The organism is Nitrobacter sp. CN101 (assembly GCF_055390255.1).
In genome coordinates this window covers 1387032-1409338 of the sequence record NZ_AP038833.1, presented here as the reverse complement: position 1 = coordinate 1409338, position 22307 = coordinate 1387032, and the positions used below count along the sequence as shown (strand labels likewise).

Here is a 22307-nt window from a genome sequence, read left to right as displayed (position 1 = left end):
TTCGGAACTGTCGCAAGCGTAAGAGGCAGGCGCTGCGCGAGCAATCCTATACGTCGCTCCCGGTCCGACCGATCTGTTGACGGGCCAACCGGCGAATCGATTCCATCCCTTGCGGGGCACAGCGCAATCGACAATTGCGCCGGCAGGAAACACACTTCGCGTTAGCATCGCTCCAAATTTAACATTCAACTGTTACGCGCATTTTGGCGCCGGATCGGTGGTTTTCCCGTTGTTTTATGAGGAATTCCGACGAATCCAGGATTGTTAATGATCTGGTAACCATATCATACCAGCCTTGTCGCCGGGATGGGGGTCTCAATCCGTCGGCTGGACGCCAGCCGCGCTTCGGGGAGGGACCGATGAACCAGGAATTCCAGATCAAAGACCAGTGTTCGATACAGGATCAGACTGCGCTCACGCCGGACGCAGTGATTCCGCTGCTGGTCGGCTCCACGGTCGACGAAATCGAACGGGAGCTCGTGCTGCAAACGCTGGCACGTTGCGACGGCAACCGCACCCGCGCAGCAAGAGTACTGGGCGTATCGGTACGTACGCTACGCAACAAGATACGGCAGTATACGACCATGGGAATCGACGTGCCCGATCACGGCTGATCTTGGCGGAATGATAGATGCGTCCGGTTACGAACGCCGCATCAAATCGGACTTTCGAGACACACCGGCTTGCCGTTGCGCGCGCGCCCTCCTATGAACGAAAATATAACGTTCAGTTCTCGCGCACGCTCAGCCTGCGCTTCGACCAGGCGTCTTTTTTCATGACATCAACACCGACACCTCCGAAAGCCGACCGCCGCTCACATAGCTATACGCACCACGGCATCGCCCTGACGGATGACTACGCCTGGCTGAAAGATGCGAACTGGCAGCAGGTGCTTCGCGAACCTTCGTTGCTGGTGCCGGAGATCCGCGCCCACCTTGAGGCTGAGAATACCTATTCGAACGCCGTGCTGGCGCAGACCGAGCCGTTGCAAAAGCAGCTCGTCGCCGAAATGCGCGGCCGCATCAAGGAGGACGATTCCACTGTCCCCTCCCCCGACGGGCCATTTGCCTATTTCACGAAATACCGGGAGGGTGGCCAGCACCGGATGATCGGCCGGCAGCCGCGCCACGGCGGCGACGCCCGTTTTCTTATCGATGGCGATGCGCTTGCAGAAAACAAAGAGTTTTTTCAGCTTGGCGAAGCCCGTCATTCTCCGGATCATCGCCTGGAAGCGTGGAGCGCCGACGATCGCGGCTCGGAATATTTTACGATCCGTATCCGCGACTGGGACAGCGGCGCCGATCTCGCCGATGTCATCGAGGAAACCGACGGCGGCGTGGTGTGGAGCGCGGACTCACGCGCGTTCTATTACGTCAAGCTCGACGACAACCATCGTCCGATGCAGGTCTACCGCCACCGGCTCGGGACACCGCAATCCGATGACGTGCTGATTTACGAAGAACAGGACATCGGCTGGTTCACGCATATTCATGAGAGCGCGAGCGGCCGCTTCTGCGTGATCGCCGGCGGCGATCATGAAACGTCCGAACAGCGGTTGATCGATCTCGCCGCGCCCCAGGCCGTACCGCGCGTGATCGCAGTGCGCGAGGTCGGCGTGCAGTATTCCGTCGCCGATCGCAACGACGAACTGTTCATCCTCACAAACGCCGACGGCGCGATTGACTTCAAGATCATGACCGCGCCGCTCTCAGAGCCGGACCGCGCGAACTGGCGCGACCTGATCCCGTATTGTCCCGGAACCTATGTACTCGATCTCGAACTTTATTCCGGCCACATGGTGCGGCTTGAGCGCGCCAATGCGTTGCCGTCGATCGTCGTCCGCGATCTCGCGACAGGAAATGAGCACGCAATCGCCTTCGACGAGGCCGCCTATTCGCTCGATACCCATGGCGGCTACGAGTTCGACACCACAACCTTGCGCTTCAGCTATTCGTCGATGACGACGCCTTCCGAGGTGTTCGATTACGACATGGCGAACCGCTCGCGAACCTTACGCAAGCGCCAGGAGATTCCGTCAGGGCATGATCCTGCGGACTATGTCACCACCCGCATCATGGCCAAGGCGAACGACGGCGCCGACGTGCCGGTCTCGATCCTGCATCGCAAGGATTTCGCGCAAGATGGCCGCGCGCCGCTGCTGCTCTACGGCTACGGCTCCTACGGTCACGCCATGCCCGCTTCGTTCTCGGCCAACCGGCTGTCGCTGGTCGATCGCGGTTTCGTCTATGCCATCGCGCACATCCGCGGCGGCGCGGACAAAGGCTGGGGCTGGTATCTCGATGGCAAGCGCGAGAAGAAAACCAACAGCTTCGACGATTTCGCCGCCTGTGCTCGCGCGGTGATCGCGGCGAACTATACGTCAGCCAAAAACATCGTCGGCCACGGCGGCAGCGCCGGGGGCATGCTGATGGGTGCGGTCGCCAACCGCGCAGGCGAGTTGTTCGCCGGCCTCGTCGCGGAGGTGCCGTTCGTCGACGTGCTCAACACCATGCTCGACGACACACTGCCGCTGACCCCGCCGGAATGGCCGGAATGGGGCAACCCCATCCTGAGCGAGAAGGATTTCCGCGCCATCCTGTCCTACTCGCCTTACGAGAATGTCGCGGCGAAAGACTATCCGACGATTCTCGCTATGGGCGGGTTGACCGATCCGCGCGTCACCTATTGGGAGCCGGCGAAATGGATCGCAAGGTTGCGCGCCACCATGACGTCAGGTGGGCCTGTTCTGTTGCGAACTAACATGGGCGCGGGACACGGCGGCGCGTCCGGCCGCTTTAACCGGCTCGACGAGATCGCCCTCGCCTACGCCTTCGCTCTGTGGGCGGTGAAGCACGATCCGGCTGGCTAGCTAGCGAGAGCTATTATCTAGGGGCCTCTTCGCGTGAGGAACGCCTCGATCAGAATCGTAAAGGTCCGCTTCAAGATCCCTCAAGCGGAAAAGCTCTTGCGCATCCATAGAAACGCAAAAAGCCGGCGCACAACGACGCCGACTTTTGCGATGGAGAACCGAATGAGGATCAGTCGTGATCCATTTCGCCGATGTGCTTCTGCGAATAGAGCTCGACGCCGATCTTCTTGATGAGATCGATCTGGGTTTCGAGGAAGTCGATATGGCTTTCCTCGTCCTTCATCAGCTTCTCGAAGATGTCGCGGGTGACGTAGTCCTTCACCGCGTGGCAATGCGTCGCCGCCTCTTCATAGAGAGCACGGGCCGAATACTCCGCCTTGAGATCGCAATCCATCACCTCGCCGACGTTCTGGCCGATGTGCAGGGGATCAAGCACCTGCATGTTCGGGAAGCCGTCGAGGAAGATGATGCGGTCGATCAACTTGTCGGCATGCTCCATTTCCTCAATGGACTCCGCGCGCCATTTTTTCGCGAGATCCTTGATGCCCCAGTTATCCAGCAGCCGGTAATGCAACCAATACTGGTTGACCGCCGTTAGTTCGTGGCGGAGCGCTTTGTTCAGGTAGTCGATAACCTTCGGGTCGCCCTTCATGAAGCAGCTCCTGTTGTCTGTGCTTTAAAGCCGGCGGCCGACTATCGCCCGCTTTCGCCTAATTTAGAATACTTCTAAATGAGATTCGGCCGCGCGACAACCCCCCAAAAATGCTGGGCTGCTATCCAAATGCCGCTATCCAGAAGGTCAAAGAGTGATTTCGGTGTGACTTTGTTCGACTTCCGCTTCCATCGCAGAGTGGGGACACCCGTCGCAACATCGCCGGGCGCAGGCGCCGAGCGCTTCCTTGATGATGGTCCTGATCGTCCGGGCACACCGTCCGCATTCCGCGCTGCATCCGAGACATCCGTAAACCTGCTTCGGCGAACGCCGCAGGTCGTCTGTTCCCGTCACGGCAGAGCGGACGTCGTCATCGGTTAGCACGTTACAGGAACACACAATCATGAAAACGGAACCCAATTGCCGCACGCGAACGGGCCGATATTGTTGGACCGCCTCGCGAAACGCAAAGGGAAAACCCGCTATTTCAAACTATTCCAAGTTGCCCGAAAAGCCGCCGCGAGCGGCAGCTCCGGAATTGCCATAACATCTTGATATTCATCATTTTAATCGTCACATTTGGGTCCGCATCGTGGCAGGATTCAGTTACTTCGTTCATTGATCGTTCAAACCGGGTGTGGGAATCATCGCTCGACAACGCACTGCGGTATCGATTGATGAGAAAGGTGAGGCCATGAAACGAACATTAATGGCATTGGCGACAGTTGCCATGGTCACAGCGGTGGCCGCACCTCAAGCAGCCGAGGCCGGCGGCGGCATCGCGGCAGGGGTCGCCGGCGGACTGATCGGCGGCGCGACCGTCGGCGGAGCGCTGGCCGGTCCGGGATATTATGGCCCCGGTTATTATGGCGGCCCGGGATACTATGGACCCGGCTACGGCTATTACGGTCCGGGATATGTCGCAACCCCGGGCTGCTATTGGCAGAGGCAGCGTTTTTGGGATGGCTTCGGTTGGCGGCTCCGGAATGTCCGGGTGTGCGGCTGATCCCGTCTGATAAACGGCTCCGGTTCATATTGTCGGTGTTTCCCCGGAATGCCGCGCGCGATAACCTGAAAAAGCCGCTTTTTCCAGCGACCGACCTGCGAAGGTTGACCGGGTGAAACAGCCAGCTTGAACGACGGCATTGCGAGTAACCTTGAACCCTGCGCCGACCGCGGCGCGACCCCTCAGGAGAGATTCGAAAGATGAAGAAAACAGTTTTTGCCATTCTCGCGGCTGTGACGGTTGCGGCCGGTTCAGTAGCGACGGCTCCGCAGGCAGAGGCTCGCGACGGGGGAGCGGTGGCAGCCGGCGTTCTCGGCGGTCTGGCGGCCGGTGCCATCATCGGCGGCGCAATCGCGAACAGCCCCCCGGCCTACGCCGCACCGGCTCCAGTCTACGCCGCGCCTCCACCGGCCTATGTGGACGGGCCGCCATGCCAAATGGTGCGGGAGAGGTTCTGGGACGGATATGGCTGGCGTTTCCGTCGCGTCCAGGTGTGCGACTGATCCGATTGTTCGGATAATCCGATCTGAGAAACCCGGCGGCGTGGCCGGGTTTCCGTTGGTGACGCGATGATTTCAGCGCGCCGCATTCATTGCGCGCAGCACCCCGTCACTGGGCCAGCAGTCCACCCTGAGGCCAGCGGACTTCTGATAGGCGCCGAGCGCCGCTCGCGTCAGCATCCCGGCCTTGCCGTCGATCTTGTCCTTGTACAAACCGAGCCGCGTCAAATGGCGCTGCATTGCCTCGACGTCGCGGCTGCGCAGCTGCGTCGAGGCCGACCACGGTGTCGCAAAAGGCAACGGACTGGTCATGCGGTCGGCGAGATGGCCGACGAACAGGACATAGAGATCGGAGAAATTGTATTCCTTGATGACGAAGTAGTTCGCCGTGGTCAGGAACGACGGGCCATGACTGCCCTCGGGTTGCAGTAACGACGCCGACTGTTCCCGCTCAACTGCTGTCAGCTTTTGTCCGCGCACTGGTAAGAACCCCTCGCGCAGCCATTTATCGATCGGCTTCCTCACCTCGGGCACGCCTTCCGTGCAATCGGCGTTCTCCGGTGCGCGTACCTCGTAGGCCCAGCGCAGTCCCGGCTGCCAGCCCTTGTTGACAAGTTGCTGCGCGGCCGAGGCCAGCGCATCGGGCACCGAGGACCAGATGTCGATGCGGCCGTCGCCATCAAAATCGACGCCATGCTTTGCAAGCTCGGACGGCAGGAACTGGGTCAGCCCGGTGGCCCCGCCCCACGACGCGCGGAAATTCTTGCGCGAGACAGCACCGCGCTGCAGCAACAGCAGTCCTTCGATGAATTCGTTACGATACTGGTCCTTGCGGCGGCCGACATAAGCCTGGGTCGCCAGCACGCGCATCGCATCATAAGGCAGGGTGTAGCGACCGTAATCGGTTTCCCGACCCCAGATCGCAAGGATGATGGTGGCGGGTACGCCGAAACGCTTTTCGATCGCGGCCAATGTCGATTCGTTTTTCCTCGTCAGCCGCTGCCCTTCAGCCGCCAGCCGCGCGATGCTGCTCTCCTTGAGATAATCCGCCGGCACCTGAACGAATTCCGCCTGCGACGGCGCACCAGTCGCGGGCCGACCGGGCAGAATGAGGTCGGGCAGCTTATAGTCGGGCTCGAGTCCGGCTGTGACGGAATCGAACGTCGCGCGCGAAACGCCTGCCTGCTGCGCCTCCGGCCAGACCGCGGCGAGGAAACGCGTGAAGCCGTCGTCCGCCGCGTGCACCGGCGACACGACGGCTCCGAACGTGAACGACAACAGGAACACGATCGCGAATTGCGACCGTCTCAGGATGTCCAGGACGGTCGCCGCCATGCTAATGCCTCGCCTCGCCGTTCGATACATTCGCCTCACTCGCGATACGATCCGCGAGCGCAACGCCGATTGCCGAAAAGATGAACACGACATGGATGATCGTCTGCCACATCACGCCGGTTTGCGTATAACTCATGGCGCGCTCGGTCCCAAGGTTTCCGGCCGCGATGAAGGTCCGCAGGAGATGGATCGACGAGATGCCGATGATCGCCATCGCGAGCTTGATCTTGAGAACGCTGGCGTTGACATGGCCCAGCCACTCCGGCTCGTCGGGATGGCCTTTGAGATTGAGCCGCGACACGAAGGTCTCGTAGCCGCCGACAATGACCATCACCAGAAGATTCGAGATCATCACCACATCAATGAGGCCAAGCACAACCAGCATGATCTGCTGTTCGGAAAAATCGAAAGAGTGCCCGATGAGATGCCACAGTTCCTTCAGAAACAGGACGACATAAACCCCTTGGGCAATGATCAGGCCAATATAAAGCGGAAGCTGAAGCCAGCGCGAGGAAAAGATCAACATCGGCAGCGGGCGAAGGGCAGTGAAAGCAGCCTTCGGGGCCGGAGATTCAGGCATCGGGGACATTATGGGTCTCGTCGTGACGGGAGAGCGTTTTATTCGATTCCCTATGATGGAATCGAGACGTCTGGCCGCGACAAAATGCAACGCGAGCGCTCCGGCCTGACTTGCTCAAAACCACGACCTATTTGATCGCGACCACGAAAATGCGCGGGAACCGCAGCAGCACCTTGCCGTCCGCCTGCAGCGGATAAGCGGCAGCGATCCGCGCGGAATATTCACGCAGGAACTCCTTCCTTTCCATCGGCTCCAGCGGACCGAGGAACGGCCGTAATCCCGTACCCTTGACCCATTCGACGATTGCCGTGGTGTCTTCAAGGATATGATTATAAATCGTGTGCCAGATCTCGATGCGTTCGCACAACGGCTGCAATGCATCGTAGTAAGCTCCGGGCCGCGCCAGCAGGTCTTTCGCCCGCGCGGCGTCCGCAAGTCTTTCTCGCCACGGTCCCGAATGAGCCACCTCGCGCATCATCACATGACTGGGCTCATCGAGATTGTCGGGCATTTGCAGAGCTAACACGGCGCCTGCCGGAAGTACGCTCAACAGTCGCTGCAACTGAGACAGATGATCCGGCACCCACTGGAAGATCGCATTGGCAAACAGCAGGTCGGTGTTCGCCGGCGGGACCCAATGCGCGACGTTGGCTTCTATAAATGTGTGTCCTGGCAGCCGGTTGCGCGCCTGCCGCAGCATGTCGGCGGATGTATCGATCCCGATGATCTCGGTCTGCGGCCAGCGCTCGACCAGCAATTCGGTAGAATTACCGGGACCGCAGCCGATATCGACGGCCTTGCGCGGCGCGCTAAGGGGAACCTGAGCCAACAGATCGCGGGACGGCCGCGTTCGCTCGTCCTCGAATTTCAGATATTGCTGGGCGCTCCAATCATCCATCGCGTCTACACGTCCTCCTTTCGACATCAACCAAGATCGGCGATCAACGCCGATCACGGAGGGAAGATGTGCGTAGCGGAGAGCCCCGGCGATCGGCACTCCCGTCGGTCTGCTTTGGCGGGATCTGCGGTCCAGGCTCCCGCGAGCCTGCAGCATCTTTGTGTATAATATCGTATGCGGCCGTTTGGTCGACCAGCGACAGACAATAAGCGGCGGCTTCCCCCAGATTGTCTGCGACCGCGTCGGCCTTGAGGTGGTCTTTCGTCATTCCGCTGTTGCTGCATCCCCAGCAACAAACGAGGATGCGCGCCCGCGGCATCTTGCGGCGAAGCTTGCGCAGCAGATGACGCGTTTGCGCCGCGCCGCCGTCATCGAGCGTCGAGATGCACACGAGCATCACGCCCGAGGCGTCAAGCTGGAAAATCCCGCTCGGCGACGTCTCCTCTTTCCTTGCGGCTCGCGCCCCAAGACCGTGTTTCGACAATATCTCAGCCAGAAGCATCGCAGCCGCTTCGTCGAGATCGCTGCGCTGCGCGACGCAGAGCACGGGATGTGCGGCCTGCCACTCCGAGGGCAGTCCTTCGCGGATGATGAACGGCAGCTCCGGCATCGGCGCACCCGCCGCCACGTCCGCTGCATCAGTGGGGGCTCCGTTCTTCGGGTGGCGGCTCGCCATCGCGTCATCGAATTCCGAAGCCAGTCCGTCGATGACCTCGGCGACGCTGTCCCTGATTTCAGCCAGACGGTCCGGCGACAGACGATCGCGCCTGAGGTCGGCCTGCGCCAGCATCAATCCCTTCAGCGCGACGGTTTCGTAGTATTCGGCGAGCGAGCCCTCTTTCAAGAACTCTTCGGCCGTGTCCGCGGCCTCCGCCGGATCGTTGGCCAGCATCCGCTGATAGAACAGTTCCGGCGGAGACAACGCCGGACGATCGCCGAGAAGGATATCGAGAAACCTGAGATGCTCGACATGGCGGCCCAGCACGACCAGGCAGACCGTCAAGGGCGTCGCAAGGACAAGACCGATCGGCCCCCACAGCGCAGTCCAGAATGTCGCCGAGGCAACAACGGCCACCGGGGACAATCCGCTGCTGTGCCCGACGAGCAAAGGCTCAAACACCTGACCGATCACAAGCTCCGTCAGGAAAATGATCGCGCCGGCCCATAGCAACATCGACCAGCCCGGATCGACCGCCACAGACAGCGTCAGCGGAAAGAACGCCGCGATGAAGACGCCGACATAGGGTACGAACCGCATGATCGCAGCCAGGATCCCCCAGAGAATCGCGCTGGGAACGCCGATCACGAGAAGGCCTATGCCCACCAACACGCCGAAGCTGGTGTTGAGCGCAACCTGCATCAGAAAGAAACGACTGAGGCGACCGGCCGCGTCATCGATCGCCGCGGTCGCGGACTGCAAATCGTTCGAGCCCGCGAGCTTGATGACGCGGTTACGCAGATCCTCCCGCTGAAACAGGATGAAGACCACGAACACGATCACCACGCCTACCGTCGCCAATGGATGCAGCAGGGGACTGATAAGCGCCAGGATGCTCTCTAGAGCGGATGGCGGCGGAGAACGCACCTCGACCGGGATGGGCTTGGCCTCGCCGGGCGTTTCGGACAGAGGCGACGGCGACGGCGTCTGCGGTACGTTGATTTCCTTGCCGAGAGTCTGAAGAATATCCGCGGCACGATCGAGCGCCACTGTTGACGTCAATGCTCGCAGCGACTGGATTTTCTGCTGCATGGTCTGCTGGTATCGGGGCAAACCCTCGGCCAGATGCCTGACTTCGTTCGCGATCAGGCTACCGAGCGCGAAGATCGCGACAAAGGCGATCACGACCACCAGGGGAACGCTGGCGGCACGCGGGAAATGCCATCGCTCGAGAATTTCCACCAGCGGGGCAAGCACGAAGCTCAAGAGCACCGCCAGCGCGATGGGGACGAAAATCTCACGGCCGACATACAGTCCGCAGATAACAAGGGCGGCGATGACCGCCGCTGCCATCGCCCCGTCGCCGAAACCTCCGGCTATCCGTGGCGTCACTCTTGCATCCAGATCCAAACTCACAGCCGCCACGACCCCAAATATCCGCGATCATCAATGATCGCGGGGCCGGTTTGGTTCCATTGAACGTCGGCGTCCGTTCCTACCCACTTACGCCGCTGGCGCATCGCCCTCCTCTAAAAACCCGGAGAGTCGGCGATGTCTGGGGGTTGAGGCTGCAGGTGGAAAGCAGACGGTCACACAGCTTCGCCTGAACGGAGGTGCCTTTATGTCATTGGACGTCCGAGATGCTACTCATGCTGATATCAACACGCTCATCCGGCTCAATGAGGTGGTTCAGAGTCTACATGCTGCGCTATATCCAGACGCTTTCAAAAGATTAGCTGATCCCCCTGCGGCGAGAGCTTTCTTTGCCGAGCGAATGGCTGACCCAAAGAGCTCGATAGCGATTGTCGAGACCGACCGGGGGGCGCCCGTCGGCTATGTCTGGTTTGAAATGCAGGAGCGGTCAGAAACGCCTTTTACGGTCCCTCAACCTCGCATCTATGTGCATCACATCTCGGTCATGCCAGAAGCTCGTCGTCGTGGCGTAGCCACGATTCTGATGCGCCATATTGAACAGCGTGCTATTTCAGAAGGCATCGACGAAATTGCTTTGGACACTTGGACAGCCAATATCGACGCGCAGAAATTCTTCAGCTCGCAAGGCTATGTCCCTTTCAACGCCATCCATCGCAAGAAGCTTGTCGGAGTGAGCTAAGGGGTCCAGGCAGCCAATGCGTTACCACTCTTCTCACCGCGTCAGCTTCTTATATTTCACCCGGTGCGGGATGATGCTGTCCTGCCCGAGCCGGCGCATCTTGTCCTTCTCGTAGTCCTGGAAGTTGCCCTCGAACCATTCGACGTGGCTGTCGCCTTCGAAGGCCAGGATATGCGTGGCGATGCGATCGAGAAACCAGCGGTCGTGGCTGATGATGACGGCGCAGCCGGCAAAATCCTCGAGCGCCTCTTCCAGCGCGCGCAGCGTATCGACGTCGAGATCGTTGGTCGGCTCGTCGAGCAGAAGCACGTTGGCGCCGGACTTCAGCATCTTGGCCAGATGCACGCGGTTACGCTCGCCGCCCGACAAACTGCCTACCTTCTTCTGCTGATCCGCGCCCTTGAAATTGAATGACGAGCAGTAGCCGCGCGAGTTCACCTCGCGCCTGCCGAGCAGGATCAGCTCGTTACCTCCGGAGATCTCCTCCCAGACATTCTTCTTGGCGTCGAGGCTGTCGCGCGACTGGTCGACATAACCAAGATGCACGCTCTCGCCAATGGTGATGGTGCCCTTGTCCGGCGTCTCCTGCTTGGTGATCATCCGGAACAGCGTGGTTTTGCCGGCGCCGTTGGCGCCGATCACGCCGACAATGCCTCCGGGCGGCAGCTTGAAGGTCAGATCGTCGATCAGTTCGCGGTCGCCAAACCCTTTGCTCAGGCCCTCGAAATCGACCACGTTCTGGCCGAGACGCTCGGCGACGGGAATGGTGATCTGCGCCGTCTGGCTCTGCTTCTCGCTGGCCTGCTTGAGCAGATCCTCGTAGCGCTGGTAGCGCGCCTTGGATTTCGCCTGCCTCGCCTTGGGCGAGGCGGCGATCCATTCCTGCTCGCGCGCTAGCGTTTTCTGATGCGCGGCGTCTTCGCGGCCTTCCTGTTCGAGGCGCTTCTGCTTCTGCTTCAACCAAGCCGAATAGTTACCCTCGTAGGGAATACCCTTGCCGCGATCGAGTTCGAGGATCCATCCCGTCACGTTGTCGAGGAAGTAGCGGTCGTGGGTGACGATCAGGATCGCACCCGGATAATTGCGCAAATGGCTTTCGAGCCACGACACCGACTCAGCATCGAGATGGTTGGTCGGTTCGTCCAGCAGCAAGAGGTCCGGCTGGTCGAGCAGCAGCTTGCATAGCGCGACGCGGCGGCGCTCGCCGCCGGAGAGTTTCGTCACGTCGGCATCATCGGGAGGGCAACGCAGTGCGTCCATCGCCTGATCGACCTTGCTGTCGAGATCCCACAACCCCGCAGCCTCAATCTCATCCTGCAGCCTGGTCATCTCGTCGGCGGTTTCGTCGGAGTAGTTCATCGCCAGTTCGTTATAGCGATCGAGGATCGCCTTCTGCTTGGCGACGCCCTCCATGACGTTTTCGCGCACCGTCTTGGCTGGATCGAGCTGCGGCTCCTGCTCGAGATAACCGACGCGGGCACCTTCGGCGACCCAGGCCTCGCCCGTGTAGTCCTTGTCGAGCCCCGCCATGATCTTCAGCAGCGTCGATTTACCCGAGCCGTTGACGCCGAGCACACCGATCTTGGCGTCCGGATAGAACGACAGGTGGATGTTATCCAGCACCTTCCGGTTCGGCGGATAAGTTTTGGACAAGCCCTGCATGAAGTAGATGAACTGGCGCGCCATCGTGATCCCTGAAAGCGTGATTCCTAAAGGTGATTCCTGAAAGCGTCGCGGCGGTGTTCAGACGCTCTCTCCCGCCTTGCGGCGAAATCGTCAGGAGAACCTCTGAACCAGACCACGCGCCGACCGAAGGTTGTGCGCCTCTTTTGAATCCACGTCGCTGATAGGCCGCAGGGGCTGAACTTCGGGATTCAGGAGGCGCCGTTTTCTGGAAAGTTTACTGCCGCTGATGTAGCCGCGCGGTGGGGAAAGGGCAACCTTGCCTTAACCACGCAGAAAGGTTGACGGAAGGAATATTCCGTTTCGTCTCATTCGAACCGCCTTTTAATTAAATCCGTGAAGGATAGCGAGACCAGCGCCATCGTGGGCCTCCCAACAGGAAGCTTGCGACCCAACAAGGCAGTAACACCATGGCGACCAGCGTATCGGCGTCAGCGTCCAACCGGACCGAAAGACAGGATCATCCGCGCGGAGGGCTTCACGGCATTCGCGCGTTATGGCGCGAATTCACCGCGATCGCGTTCAGCTCCTACCGGCCCGAACTGCATTACATGCGCGGACCCGGACCCGCGTGGCGTGCCAAGCACGGCGAGCGAGCGCCCAATGAGTAGGCCGCGCATCCGCAGTTGGCATCACGCAACATCGCACACGACCGCGTCGATCGCCGATCCCCGACCGAATACCTTCTCGCAGAAAGCCCTGCACCTCAATCATCCGCTCCGCAGGCGCGATAGGCACTTAAGAACGCCTCATCCCGGCTGCGAGATCACGCCGAACTACGGGCATTATTACATCGAGATGGTCGGGAATATCGCCGCGTGGCTCAAGGGCGCACGGGTACGCGCGCTGCGGTGAGTTAAGGTGGATTAAAAAGTGTTTTCGAGCGAAGCACGTCCTCGGGCTTGACCCGAGGATGGATACCGGTTCGCGTGAAGAAAACACGTCAGATCAAAATCATAAAGCCACGCTTCTGACTCTGTCAGAAGCGGAAGGCTCTAAGAGAGCCGCGCAGGAAAACCGTTACGCAGGCGCGCGGCTTAAGCGCTGCGCCTATCGGATCGTAACCGGCGCCGGCAGCGGCGGCACCGAGGTTGGCTGGGTTCCGGGCAAGCTCGCTGTCTGCGGCGGCTGAGGAGCCGGCGCCGCGCCCGATCCCGGAGCCGGCTGAGTGGAGGCCGTCGTATCGGTGTGCGGTGGACCGCCGGGCAGCACGACAACGCGCGTGCCGACCTTCACACGATCGAACAGATCCGACACATCCTCGTTGAGCATCCCGATGCAACCTGACGAGACGAACTTGCCGATCGTCGAAGGCTGATTGGTGCCGTGGATACGAAATACTGTCGAACCGAGATACATGGCGCGCGCGCCCAACGGATTGCCCGGACCGCCTGCCATGAAGCGCGGCAGATAAGGCTGACGTTCGATCATTTCGGTCGGCGGATGCCAGTCCGGCCACTCAGCCTTGCGGCTGATCTTCTGCACGCCGGCCCAGGTGAAGCCGTCGCGGCCAACGCGCACGCCATAGCGGATCGCGCGATTATTACCGAGAATATAATACAGGTGCGTATTTGACGTATCGACCACGATGGTGCCCGCCGGCTCTTTGGTGGCGAACGTGACTTCCGTGCGACGCAATCTCGGCGCCAGCTGTTTCTCACCGCCCTGATCAGCCTCCGGCTGCTCGTCCGGCGGCAGCGCCGACATTGGGGCCGGCCTACCATCCGCACCTACCGGAGCCGGCGGCGTGAGGCCGTCAGTCGCTCCGCCGGTCGAAGCGACCGTTTCCGGCGCACGCGTCGGAGTTTGATACTGTGGGGGGCCGGGCTGCCCGTAACGAGGATCCTCGGGCGACATCACCGGGCCTGGCGGAAGGTCGCGATTCGAATAGACCGGCGTAGAACTGGCGCGGCCGTAACGCGGATCATCCGGCGACATCACCGGACCGGGCGGTGTCAACGCTGCGGAATTGTCGCGCTGCGCCGATTGGTCGTCAACCGGATCGAAATTGGGAACCACATCGGCTCCTCTTTGACGGTCGTCTTCGTCCGGATAAGCGGAGGGCGGCGTGGAATAGATCGGGCTTGGCGCGGGTGGGTATCCTTGCGCCGAGGCTAACGAGGTTCCCGCTGCGCCAGCTACGATCGCCGCAAAAACAGTAAGAATGCGTTTGATCATCATCGCCCTTGTATAAATCCAACAAGACACCGGATCGTTAACGGCACATCGCGCAGGATAGCGGCGCATTCAAGACGATTCAGACAAAAGCCTCCCCGATTCGGTCATAATTCCAGATCGTGGCGAACCGTGTCCTCTAGGCATCACCATTTCCTGCAAACTTTCGACGGACGATTGTTGTGGTGGATTTTTGGAGCGCACGACCGCGTCCCTTGCGGTATTCTCGATAGGCCCTGATTCGGCGGATCTGCCGGTGCACCCTGTCGATCAGGCGTGTGTTCAATCGCGTTCTGATGGCCCGATCACCGTCGTAGACGCGCGGGGAAGGCGCAACCACACTCATGCTACCCGGCTTTCGTTCCCTATTCGTTGCGGTCACGCTGGCGATCTCAATGCTGATCTTCGGCCTGGGGGCCGCAGCTTTGCTGCGAGCAACCCACGAAGAGTTCGCAAGTCTGCCTCTCAAGCCGATACCCGAAGTTACGTTTGGATCGAAAGAGGCCGACCAGCCCACGTTAGCGGTGCTGCAGGTCGATACACCACCCGCCGCCGAAGCTGCCACACCGGAATCAAACCAGGCCGAAGCACAGCACACGGTGACGCCTATATTGGATGCGCAGCCGGAAACCGCGGCCGATGCGCCTCCTGCCGCGGACGCACCTTCTGCTTCGGCCGACACTGACGAGCCGACAGCTTCTCCGCCACAATCGGAGCCCGTCCCAGCGATAGCGGACACGACGCCTCCCGCCAATACGGCCGCGCCAGAACTATCGGAGCCAGCGCGAGGCAGCGAGACGGCAGGCGAGGCAGGCGAGGCCGTCAAACCCGCGGTCGCGAAAAGCGACGCATCCTCAACTGACGGAAAAACATCCGGTGTCACGGAAACGATGACATCGCCGTTCGGAGAGCATTCCAAGCCACCCCTGCCGGCAAGCCGTCCTGTACAGAAAACGCAGGTCGCCGATCCGGCGACGCCCACCACCAAACGATCGTCCACGAAACCACGGCGTGCTGCTAAGAAACATCACCATCGCAGTGTGATCCGGCAGTCAGATCGTTCATCGCAGCCCGTGCTTTCGGGGTCGCCGTTCGAATTGGAGTGAGTCTGTTCAGACAGGTCCGGTGGCGATCGGCGGCCCTTCACTCGATCCCCACTCCGACCATGACCCGTCGTAGAGCGCCGAGCCCCGCACGCCCAGGCGGTAAAGCGCAAGCGTCAGCACCGCGGCCGAAACCCCCGAGCCGCAGGTGGTGACGACGGGCTTTGCCAAATCCAACCCGACGCGAGTAAACGCGGCACGAATATCGTCCAGCGGTTTCATAACGCCGGTCCCAGGATCGAACAGCTCGTTGTACGGCAGGTTGCGGCTACCGGGGATGTGACCCGAACGCAGCCCGGCTCTCGGCTCCGCTACGGCGCCGGTGAAGCGACCAGCCGCGCGCGCATCGACAAGCTGCTCGCGACCCGACGACAGGTTGCTCACGAGCTGAGCTTGGCCGCGCACATAGAGCGGATCGAAGGTCGCGTTGAAATGGCCCGGCTTCGGCGAAACTTTACCGGATTCGACCGGGCGGCCTTCCGCACGCCATTTTTTCAGGCCGCCGTCAAGTACCCGGACATCGGCGTGACCGAACGACAGGAACATCCACCACACCCGCGGCGCGGCAACCCAGCCTCCAAAGTCATAAACAACGACTGTATCTTTCGAGGAAATCCCCAGCGCGCCGACATCACGCGCGAACTGCGCAGCATCCGGATACATATGCGGAAGTGGCGACGCACGATCCGATACGGCATCGACATCGAAGAACATCGCGCCGGGAATGTGCGTGGCGTGAAAATCATCGACAGCCAGCGGTAGCACGCCGGGCATCTTGAACGAGGCATCGATGACCTTGACGTCACCAAGATGCGCGGCCAGCCATTCGGTGGAGACAAGAGGATCGTCGAGAATGGAGATCATTGTGATGCTCATTATATTCCGGCGCCGCAGTCGCTCACTCGGCGGGACGGCCGGGACTAGCGACGCTTTTCATTGAGTTCGTAGGTGAGATGCGCCTTCACTTTCGGCCACTCTCCGGGAAGGATGCTATAGACGACGGTGTCCCGCACCGTCACGTTTGGCGACATCTGACGATCGCGCAGGGTACCCTCCTGTTTGGCGCCGAGCCGCTCGATGCCACGCCGGCTGACATGATTGAAAACGTGAGTACGGAATTCCACGGCGATGCAGTTCAGCTTTTCGAACGCGTGGGTGAGCAGCAGTAGCTTGCACTGGGTATTGACGGCGGTGCGCTGGACGCGCTTCGCATACCAGGTCGAGCCGATCTCGACGCGACAGCTCGCAGAGTCGACGTTCGTGTAGGTCGTCATACCGGCGATTCGTCCCTCGGCATCCCGCACCGTAAAGGGCAGCATGGTTCCGGCTGCTTGCAGCGAAAGCCGCCGCTCGATCTCGGCCCCCATTTTCTCCGGTGCCGGAACGAAAGTGTACCAGATCTTCCAGATCTCGCCGTCTTTGACCGCATCAACGAGGGCTTCGCGGTGATCTTGCGACAACGGCTCGAGCCGCGCATGAGGTCCTTCGAGCGTGACCGGCTGCAGCCAGGGCATGGTGTACTCCGTTCCTTTACAGCCATTTGTGCGCTCGACACAAAATTTGCAAAAGCAATTTTGCCTGACTTCAGGTCTTGACAACGAGTACGGGACAGATGTCAGCGGCTGGAATGAAATCGGAGATAACGCCTGAACTACTTCCCCTCCTCCTTCGCTGGATGTTTTCCGTCCTCCTTGGTCGGGGACTGCGGCTGTCTCTTGCTCGCCGCCTGAAGCTCAGCAACCGCCTTCCGCAGTTCCGCAACTGTGCTCTCTAGCACCTGCATCTGTCGGTTGGCCGCATCGATTTTCTGCCTGCTATCGGTGACATATCTGCCGAGGGTGGTTTGCAGGAAATTGATGTTGCTCTGCAAGCAACTCGTCCGCCTCTCCATCGTCTTTTCGACGGTGCAGATCTCAATGCCGGGAACGTCCTGCGCCAAGGCAGCGCCTAGGCCCAGCATATAAAGGGGCCCGATCATCAACATCAACGGAAGGCATCGGTCGCTCATCGAAACTCTCATCTCACACAATGATTCCCTGAAGGCAGCTTTGCAGAACGCCAATCAAGGGGCGAGGATTATCACGCGACCTCAGACTGTGGCGGGCAAACCCACGCGGCCCGATTCCTTGGATTCATTTCAAATCGCGCGCTGCCGCGTTAAGCGCCATTAACGCTGGCGACGAAAATCTCGCGATCGTGCAACTAGTTGTTCGCGAACCGGATTTAGTCTCATTCGGTATCATGGAACGGCGATGCACATCGACTGGCGAATAATGATGGGTCCGGCTTTCGCGATTTTGATCGCAAGCGCGTCGATTTATGCCGATCGCAACGTTGCCGCCTTTCCGGACCTGTCAGCGCTATATATTTGTGTCGTCGCACTCGCCGGATCGCTTGGTGGCACAGTTTCCGGTCTGATCAGTGCCGGAATAGCCGTTTTAGCCTCCGCAGGAATTCTTAGCGACTACAATGCCACGGTCGCTGACGGTTCCATCGTCCTGCGTCTTGGATTGCTGACCCTGACCGCCGGCGGCACCGCCTTGATCACCGGATTGTTGCGGTTGCGGATGATGAATGCGCTCAGACGGGAGCGCGAGCGGCACGCGACAGCGGCACGGCTGTCCACCGCCCTTAACCAGACCGACATCGGGATCGTCATGCTCGACGCAGACACCCGTGCCGAATTCATTAACCGCGCGTTCCGGAATTACTTCTCGTTGCCTGACGAGAAGGCCGACAGCAAACCGCCGTTTATCGCGCTGATGTATCATGGCCGCGATACCGGCGCGTATGAACTGCCGCAAGACGAGCTTAGCCATTTCATCGCCGAGCGCGTTGGGATGGTACGCGCGGGCGATCCGACCCCGATAAATATCAAACTCAGAAACGGCGAGGTGCTGCGCTTCATTTGTACCGCGCTTCCGGACGGCGGCCGAATGCTGAGCTATGCGCCGGTGACCGATCTCATTCGTCGCACCGACAATCCGGCGGATGCCGACTACTACCTCTCACTGCGCGGAAGCGACCGGCGTCTCCCGATCCATCGCCTTCGCGCGGCGGAATAATCTCACCCCTGAAAGAATGCGCGGGCAGGATTTCATCCGTATCGATCCGGAACTATGGTTGCGCATCGATCAACCCGGCCTAGAGTCTTTCACCGCTTCACGGAAGCGGTGAAAGACTCTAGTTTTTTTGATTGACGCGTTTTCTTCACGCGAACCGGATTCCACTTCGCTCGAAAACGCTATGAGAGCACACCCGCCGCCATGACAGGCCCGACCGGACAGCAAGCCATTCGCCGCCTCGCCTGTTCCGGGTGCGGAACGGAATTCACTTGCGATCCATCTGGCAACTGCTGGTGCGCCGAGGAAACCGAGCGGTTGCCAATGCCGACCGAAGGCGGCGATTGCCTGTGCCGCGATTGCCTGCGAAAGGCCGTGTCGAGGTCATCATCGCCGAAGGCGTGATCACGGTATGTGCATCCGTGTGATTGCGCTCTTTCTTGCGGGCTGGATTCGCCCCATATTGCCGGCATGGCGAAGCCTCCCAATCCTCCTAAACAACCCGGTAAACCGCCGAGCGCTCAGAAGTCTAAAGCCCCGAAATCGAAGGCACATCGTCCCGAGGTGCAGCCGATCGGACCTGCGCTCGCGGAATTGCTCAATCCGGCGATTAACCGCGGCGACGCCGGGCTTGGGTCCGGCACCGGATTGCAACCGCCACCGGATAATTCGTGGGACCGCCGCTCCGGCGGCGAGGCTGCGGCGCATCGCGCACGAGCCTCCACGCGCGGCAAGGACGACGCGACGGCAAAACGGGATGCGTCTCGCTCCCCTCCCGCCAGCGGAGCGAGTGACAGAGACAGAGACAGAGACAGAGACAGAGACAGAGACAGAGAAGTCTCTCCCCTCAAGGGCGAGGTAAAGCAAAAGGGCTTCGACGAAGCGCCGCAAGCGGAATTCGCGACGCCGAACTACGGCACGGCCGCCACCATTCCGACGCTCGATCCGGAACTGGCGCGGCAGTTGGGCCTACCAACCGCCGAGGATGACGATGAAGCGTTGGCGCGGCCACCGCGTAGCAAGATGGAAGGCCTTGGCGTCAAGGCGACCGCTGAAGCACTAGAGAATCTGATCCGCGACGGCCGCCCCGAATTTCGCGGCGACGATGGCGGGATGAAAGTGTGGACACCGCACCGGCCGCCGCGACCGGAGAAGAGCGAAGGCGGCGTGCGGTTCGAGATCAAGTCGGAGTATCAGCCCAAAGGCGACCAGCCACAGGCAATCCGCGAACTGGTGGAAGGCATCCAACGCAACGACCGCACCCAGGTGTTGCTCGGCGTCACCGGCTCCGGAAAGACCTACACCATGGCCAAGGTGATCGAAGCCACGCAGCGCCCAGCCCTGATCCTCGCGCCAAACAAGACGCTGGCAGCGCAGCTCTACGGTGAGTTCAAGAACTTCTTTCCCGACAACGCGGTGGAATACTTCGTCAGTTATTACGACTACTATCAGCCTGAAGCCTACGTGCCGCGCACCGACACCTACATCGAGAAGGATTCCTCGATCAACGAGCAGATCGACCGCATGCGCCATGCGGCGACGCGCGCGCTGCTGGAGCGCGACGACGTCATCATCGTCGCCTCGGTGTCGTGCATCTATGGTATCGGCTCGGTCGAGACCTACACCGCGATGACCTTCGCCCTGAAGCGCGGCGAGCGCATCGACCAGCGTCAGCTCATCGCCGACCTCGTGGCGCTGCAATACAAACGCACATCGGCCGACTTCACCCGCGGCACTTTCCGCGTGCGCGGCGACGTCATCGATATTTTCCCGGCGCACTACGAAGACCGCGCCTGGCGAGTGAACCTGTTCGGCGACGAGGTGGAGAGCATCGAGGAGTTCGATCCCCTCACCGGCCACAAGCAGGATGAACTGGATTTCATCAAGGTCTATTCCAATTCGCATTATGTGACGCCGCGTCCGACGCTGGTGCAGGCGATCAAGTCGATCAAATCCGAACTCAAGATGCGGCTCGATGAACTGCACGCGCAGGGGCGCCTGCTGGAAGCGCAGCGGCTGGAGCAACGCACCACCTTCGATCTCGAAATGATGGAGGCGACCGGAAGCTGCGCCGGCATCGAGAACTATTCACGCTATCTCACCGGCCGCCGCCCGGGCGAGCCGCCGCCGACCTTGTTCGAATACGTCCCCGACAACGCGTTGGTGTTTGCCGACGAGAGCCACGTCAGCGTGCCGCAGATCGGCGGCATGTTTCGCGGCGACTTCCGCCGCAAGGCCACGCTCGCCGAATACGGCTTCCGCCTGCCCTCCTGCATGGACAACCGGCCGCTGCGTTTCGAGGAATGGGACATGATGCGCCCGCAATCGGTCGCGGTATCCGCCACGCCGGGCGCATGGGAGCTGAACGAGAGCGGCGGCGTGTTCGTCGAGCAGGTGATCCGTCCGACCGGGCTGATCGATCCGCCGGTCGACATCCGCCCTGCCCGCACGCAGGTCGACGACCTCGTGGGCGAGGTCCGCGCAACGGCTGCGAACGGCTATCGCTCGCTCATCACGGTACTCACCAAACGCATGGCGGAGGACCTCACCGAATATCTGCACGAGCAGGGCATCCGCGTCCGCTACATGCACTCGGATATCGACACCATCGAGCGCATCGAGATCATCCGCGATCTCAGGCTTGGAGCTTTCGATGCGCTGGTCGGTATCAACCTGCTGCGCGAGGGTCTCGATATTCCGGAATGCGCGCTGGTCGCCATCCTCGACGCGGATAAAGAGGGATTCCTGCGCAGCGAGACCTCGCTGATCCAGACCATCGGCCGCGCGGCCCGCAACGTCGACGGCCGGGTGATCCTCTATGCCGATCAGGTCACCGGATCGATGCAACGCGCCATCGCCGAGACCGACCGTCGCCGCGAAAAGCAAGTGGAATACAACACCGCCAACGGCATCACGCCGGAAAGCGTCAAGAAATCCATCGGCGACATTCTCAACAGCGTCTATGAGCGCGATCATGTACTGGTGGAGATCGGCGACGGCGGCATTGCGGACGACGCGATCGCGATCGGCCACAATTTCGAGGCGGTTCTCTCCGACCTCGAAACGCGGATGCGCGAAGCCGCCGCCGACCTGAACTTCGAAGAAGCCGCAAGGCTGCGCGATGAGGTCAAGCGGCTACGCGCCACCGAGCTGGCCGTGGTCGACGATCCCACCATCAAGCAGCGCGGGGTCGCGGCAAAAGCAGGCGCCTATGCCGGCGCGAAGAAATACGGAGATGCGGCGAATCTGCCAGCGCGTTTGGATAAAGCGGCACAAGGCAGGCCGTCCGGAAAGTTTGGCAAGCGCGCCTCCTCAACCTCAAAAATCCATAAACCCTCGCTCGACGAAATGGGTATCGCCACCTGGCACGAGGTCAAGCCGACCGGCACACGTCCGAAGCCGCGCAAACCGACGCTCGACGAAATGGGTCCGGGGACCGAAAGCAAGATTTTCCAGCCAACCAATTCACGCGAATCCGGACCTGAATTCGGTCCACGGCCGCGCTCATCCGGCGGCGCACCGGGGCACCGCGGCGGCTGGAAGAAGAAGTGACCGGGCGCCGTCGGCCAAGCAATCACGAAAAGCTCACCGTGCTCTCGACATGACGGATACCGACGCCGCAAAAATGCCGGCGTCGCTTATCGTACTTGCCAAATTCCAAGCCTGTGCAATG

General features: G+C 60.7%; 22 protein-coding genes. 11 read left to right on the top strand and 11 right to left on the bottom strand.

Going from position 1 to position 22307, the window contains the following annotated elements; all coding sequences use genetic code 11:
- Window positions 1-359 precede the first annotated feature (359 nt).
- Window positions 360-614, top strand: a complete 255-nt coding sequence (locus tag ACZ5IL_RS06840; RefSeq protein ID WP_464595942.1) for a helix-turn-helix domain-containing protein — start codon at window positions 360-362, stop codon at window positions 612-614.
- A 161-nt stretch (window positions 615-775) separates the two neighbouring features.
- Complete coding sequence (locus ACZ5IL_RS06835; protein ID WP_464596857.1) at window positions 776-2869, top strand: S9 family peptidase; 2094 nt, start codon at window positions 776-778, stop codon at window positions 2867-2869.
- 169 nt (window positions 2870-3038) lie between these two features.
- Here ACZ5IL_RS06835 and bfr read toward each other — a convergent pair whose 3' ends face one another.
- Window positions 3039-3521, bottom strand: a complete 483-nt coding sequence (gene bfr / locus ACZ5IL_RS06830; protein WP_079447515.1) for a bacterioferritin — start codon at window positions 3519-3521, stop codon at window positions 3039-3041.
- Between the two features lie 147 nt (window positions 3522-3668).
- Window positions 3669-3926, bottom strand: coding sequence for a (2Fe-2S)-binding protein (locus tag ACZ5IL_RS06825; protein WP_464595941.1), 258 nt, complete (start codon window positions 3924-3926; stop codon window positions 3669-3671).
- Between the two features lie 289 nt (window positions 3927-4215).
- On the opposite strand from ACZ5IL_RS06825, the gene ACZ5IL_RS06820 reads away from it, so the two are divergent.
- Both ACZ5IL_RS06820 and ACZ5IL_RS06815 read left to right on the top strand, forming a co-directional pair.
- Window positions 4216-4527 (top strand): hypothetical protein, encoded by a 312-nt coding sequence (locus ACZ5IL_RS06820; RefSeq protein WP_464595939.1) that lies wholly within the window; start codon window positions 4216-4218, stop codon window positions 4525-4527.
- Window positions 4528-4727: 200 nt separating this feature from the next.
- Complete coding sequence (locus ACZ5IL_RS06815; RefSeq protein ID WP_079447518.1) at window positions 4728-5030, top strand: hypothetical protein; 303 nt, start codon at window positions 4728-4730, stop codon at window positions 5028-5030.
- A 72-nt stretch (window positions 5031-5102) separates the two neighbouring features.
- Here the strand turns inward: ACZ5IL_RS06815 and ACZ5IL_RS06810 are convergent, their stop codons facing one another.
- The 4 genes from ACZ5IL_RS06810 to ACZ5IL_RS06795 all read right to left on the bottom strand — a co-directional run bounded on the left by ACZ5IL_RS06810 (window position 5103) and on the right by ACZ5IL_RS06795 (window position 9890).
- Window positions 5103-6362 carry a lytic murein transglycosylase gene (locus ACZ5IL_RS06810; protein WP_464595938.1) on the bottom strand — a complete coding sequence of 420 codons (1260 nt, stop codon included), beginning with the start codon at window positions 6360-6362 and terminating at the stop codon, window positions 5103-5105.
- Between the two features lies 1 nt (window position 6363).
- A complete protein-coding gene (locus tag ACZ5IL_RS06805; RefSeq protein WP_464595937.1) occupies window positions 6364-6951 on the bottom strand; it encodes a TIGR00645 family protein in 588 nt (195 codons plus the stop codon).
- A gap of 118 nt (window positions 6952-7069) precedes the next feature.
- The gene (gene tam, locus ACZ5IL_RS06800) at window positions 7070-7840 is read right to left on the bottom strand and encodes a trans-aconitate 2-methyltransferase (RefSeq protein WP_464595936.1); all 771 of its coding nucleotides are present in this window, start codon (window positions 7838-7840) and stop codon (window positions 7070-7072) included.
- Window positions 7841-7883: 43 nt separating this feature from the next.
- Window positions 7884-9890, bottom strand: a complete 2007-nt coding sequence (locus ACZ5IL_RS06795) for an AI-2E family transporter (RefSeq protein ID WP_464595935.1) — start codon at window positions 9888-9890, stop codon at window positions 7884-7886.
- 229 nt (window positions 9891-10119) lie between these two features.
- On the opposite strand from ACZ5IL_RS06795, the gene ACZ5IL_RS06790 reads away from it, so the two are divergent.
- The gene (locus tag ACZ5IL_RS06790) at window positions 10120-10611 is read left to right on the top strand and encodes a GNAT family N-acetyltransferase (protein WP_464595934.1); all 492 of its coding nucleotides are present in this window, start codon (window positions 10120-10122) and stop codon (window positions 10609-10611) included.
- 33 nt (window positions 10612-10644) lie between these two features.
- Here the strand turns inward: ACZ5IL_RS06790 and ettA are convergent, their stop codons facing one another.
- The gene (ettA, locus tag ACZ5IL_RS06785) at window positions 10645-12297 is read right to left on the bottom strand and encodes an energy-dependent translational throttle protein EttA (RefSeq protein WP_464595933.1); all 1653 of its coding nucleotides are present in this window, start codon (window positions 12295-12297) and stop codon (window positions 10645-10647) included.
- Window positions 12298-12704: 407 nt separating this feature from the next.
- Between ettA and ACZ5IL_RS06780 the strand changes: the two genes are divergently transcribed.
- Together ACZ5IL_RS06780 and ACZ5IL_RS06775 are read left to right on the top strand one after the other, a co-directional pair.
- Window positions 12705-12905: a hypothetical protein gene (locus tag ACZ5IL_RS06780; RefSeq protein ID WP_464595932.1), complete on the top strand. Its 201-nt coding sequence runs from the start codon at window positions 12705-12707 to the stop codon at window positions 12903-12905.
- On the top strand, window positions 12898-13149 hold the full coding sequence (locus ACZ5IL_RS06775) for a hypothetical protein (RefSeq protein ID WP_464595931.1): 252 nt from the start codon (window positions 12898-12900) through the stop codon (window positions 13147-13149). The genes ACZ5IL_RS06780 and ACZ5IL_RS06775 overlap by 8 nt, the downstream gene beginning before the upstream one ends.
- A gap of 195 nt (window positions 13150-13344) precedes the next feature.
- Here the strand turns inward: ACZ5IL_RS06775 and ACZ5IL_RS06770 are convergent, their stop codons facing one another.
- A complete protein-coding gene (locus ACZ5IL_RS06770; RefSeq protein ID WP_464595930.1) occupies window positions 13345-14475 on the bottom strand; it encodes a L,D-transpeptidase in 1131 nt (376 codons plus the stop codon).
- Window positions 14476-14813: 338 nt separating this feature from the next.
- On the opposite strand from ACZ5IL_RS06770, the gene ACZ5IL_RS06765 reads away from it, so the two are divergent.
- Window positions 14814-15575, top strand: a complete 762-nt coding sequence (locus ACZ5IL_RS06765) for a hypothetical protein (protein ID WP_464595929.1) — start codon at window positions 14814-14816, stop codon at window positions 15573-15575.
- Window positions 15576-15581: 6 nt separating this feature from the next.
- Here ACZ5IL_RS06765 and sseA read toward each other — a convergent pair whose 3' ends face one another.
- The 3 genes from sseA to ACZ5IL_RS06750 form a co-directional block, all read right to left on the bottom strand.
- Window positions 15582-16436 (bottom strand): 3-mercaptopyruvate sulfurtransferase, encoded by an 855-nt coding sequence (sseA, locus tag ACZ5IL_RS06760; protein WP_464595927.1) that lies wholly within the window; start codon window positions 16434-16436, stop codon window positions 15582-15584.
- A 56-nt stretch (window positions 16437-16492) separates the two neighbouring features.
- The gene (locus tag ACZ5IL_RS06755) at window positions 16493-17086 is read right to left on the bottom strand and encodes a GNAT family N-acetyltransferase (RefSeq protein WP_464595926.1); all 594 of its coding nucleotides are present in this window, start codon (window positions 17084-17086) and stop codon (window positions 16493-16495) included.
- A 137-nt stretch (window positions 17087-17223) separates the two neighbouring features.
- Complete coding sequence (locus ACZ5IL_RS06750) at window positions 17224-17580, bottom strand: hypothetical protein (protein WP_464595925.1); 357 nt, start codon at window positions 17578-17580, stop codon at window positions 17224-17226.
- Between the two features lie 244 nt (window positions 17581-17824).
- Between ACZ5IL_RS06750 and ACZ5IL_RS06745 the strand changes: the two genes are divergently transcribed.
- The 3 genes from ACZ5IL_RS06745 (at window position 17825) to uvrB (ending at window position 22186) form a co-directional block, all read left to right on the top strand.
- On the top strand, window positions 17825-18637 hold the full coding sequence (locus ACZ5IL_RS06745) for a PAS-domain containing protein (RefSeq protein WP_464595923.1): 813 nt from the start codon (window positions 17825-17827) through the stop codon (window positions 18635-18637).
- 201 nt (window positions 18638-18838) lie between these two features.
- Window positions 18839-19039 (top strand): hypothetical protein, encoded by a 201-nt coding sequence (locus tag ACZ5IL_RS06740; protein WP_464595921.1) that lies wholly within the window; start codon window positions 18839-18841, stop codon window positions 19037-19039.
- A 66-nt stretch (window positions 19040-19105) separates the two neighbouring features.
- The gene (gene uvrB, locus ACZ5IL_RS06735; RefSeq protein ID WP_464595920.1) at window positions 19106-22186 is read left to right on the top strand and encodes an excinuclease ABC subunit UvrB; all 3081 of its coding nucleotides are present in this window, start codon (window positions 19106-19108) and stop codon (window positions 22184-22186) included.
- Window positions 22187-22307: the final 121 nt, after the last annotated feature.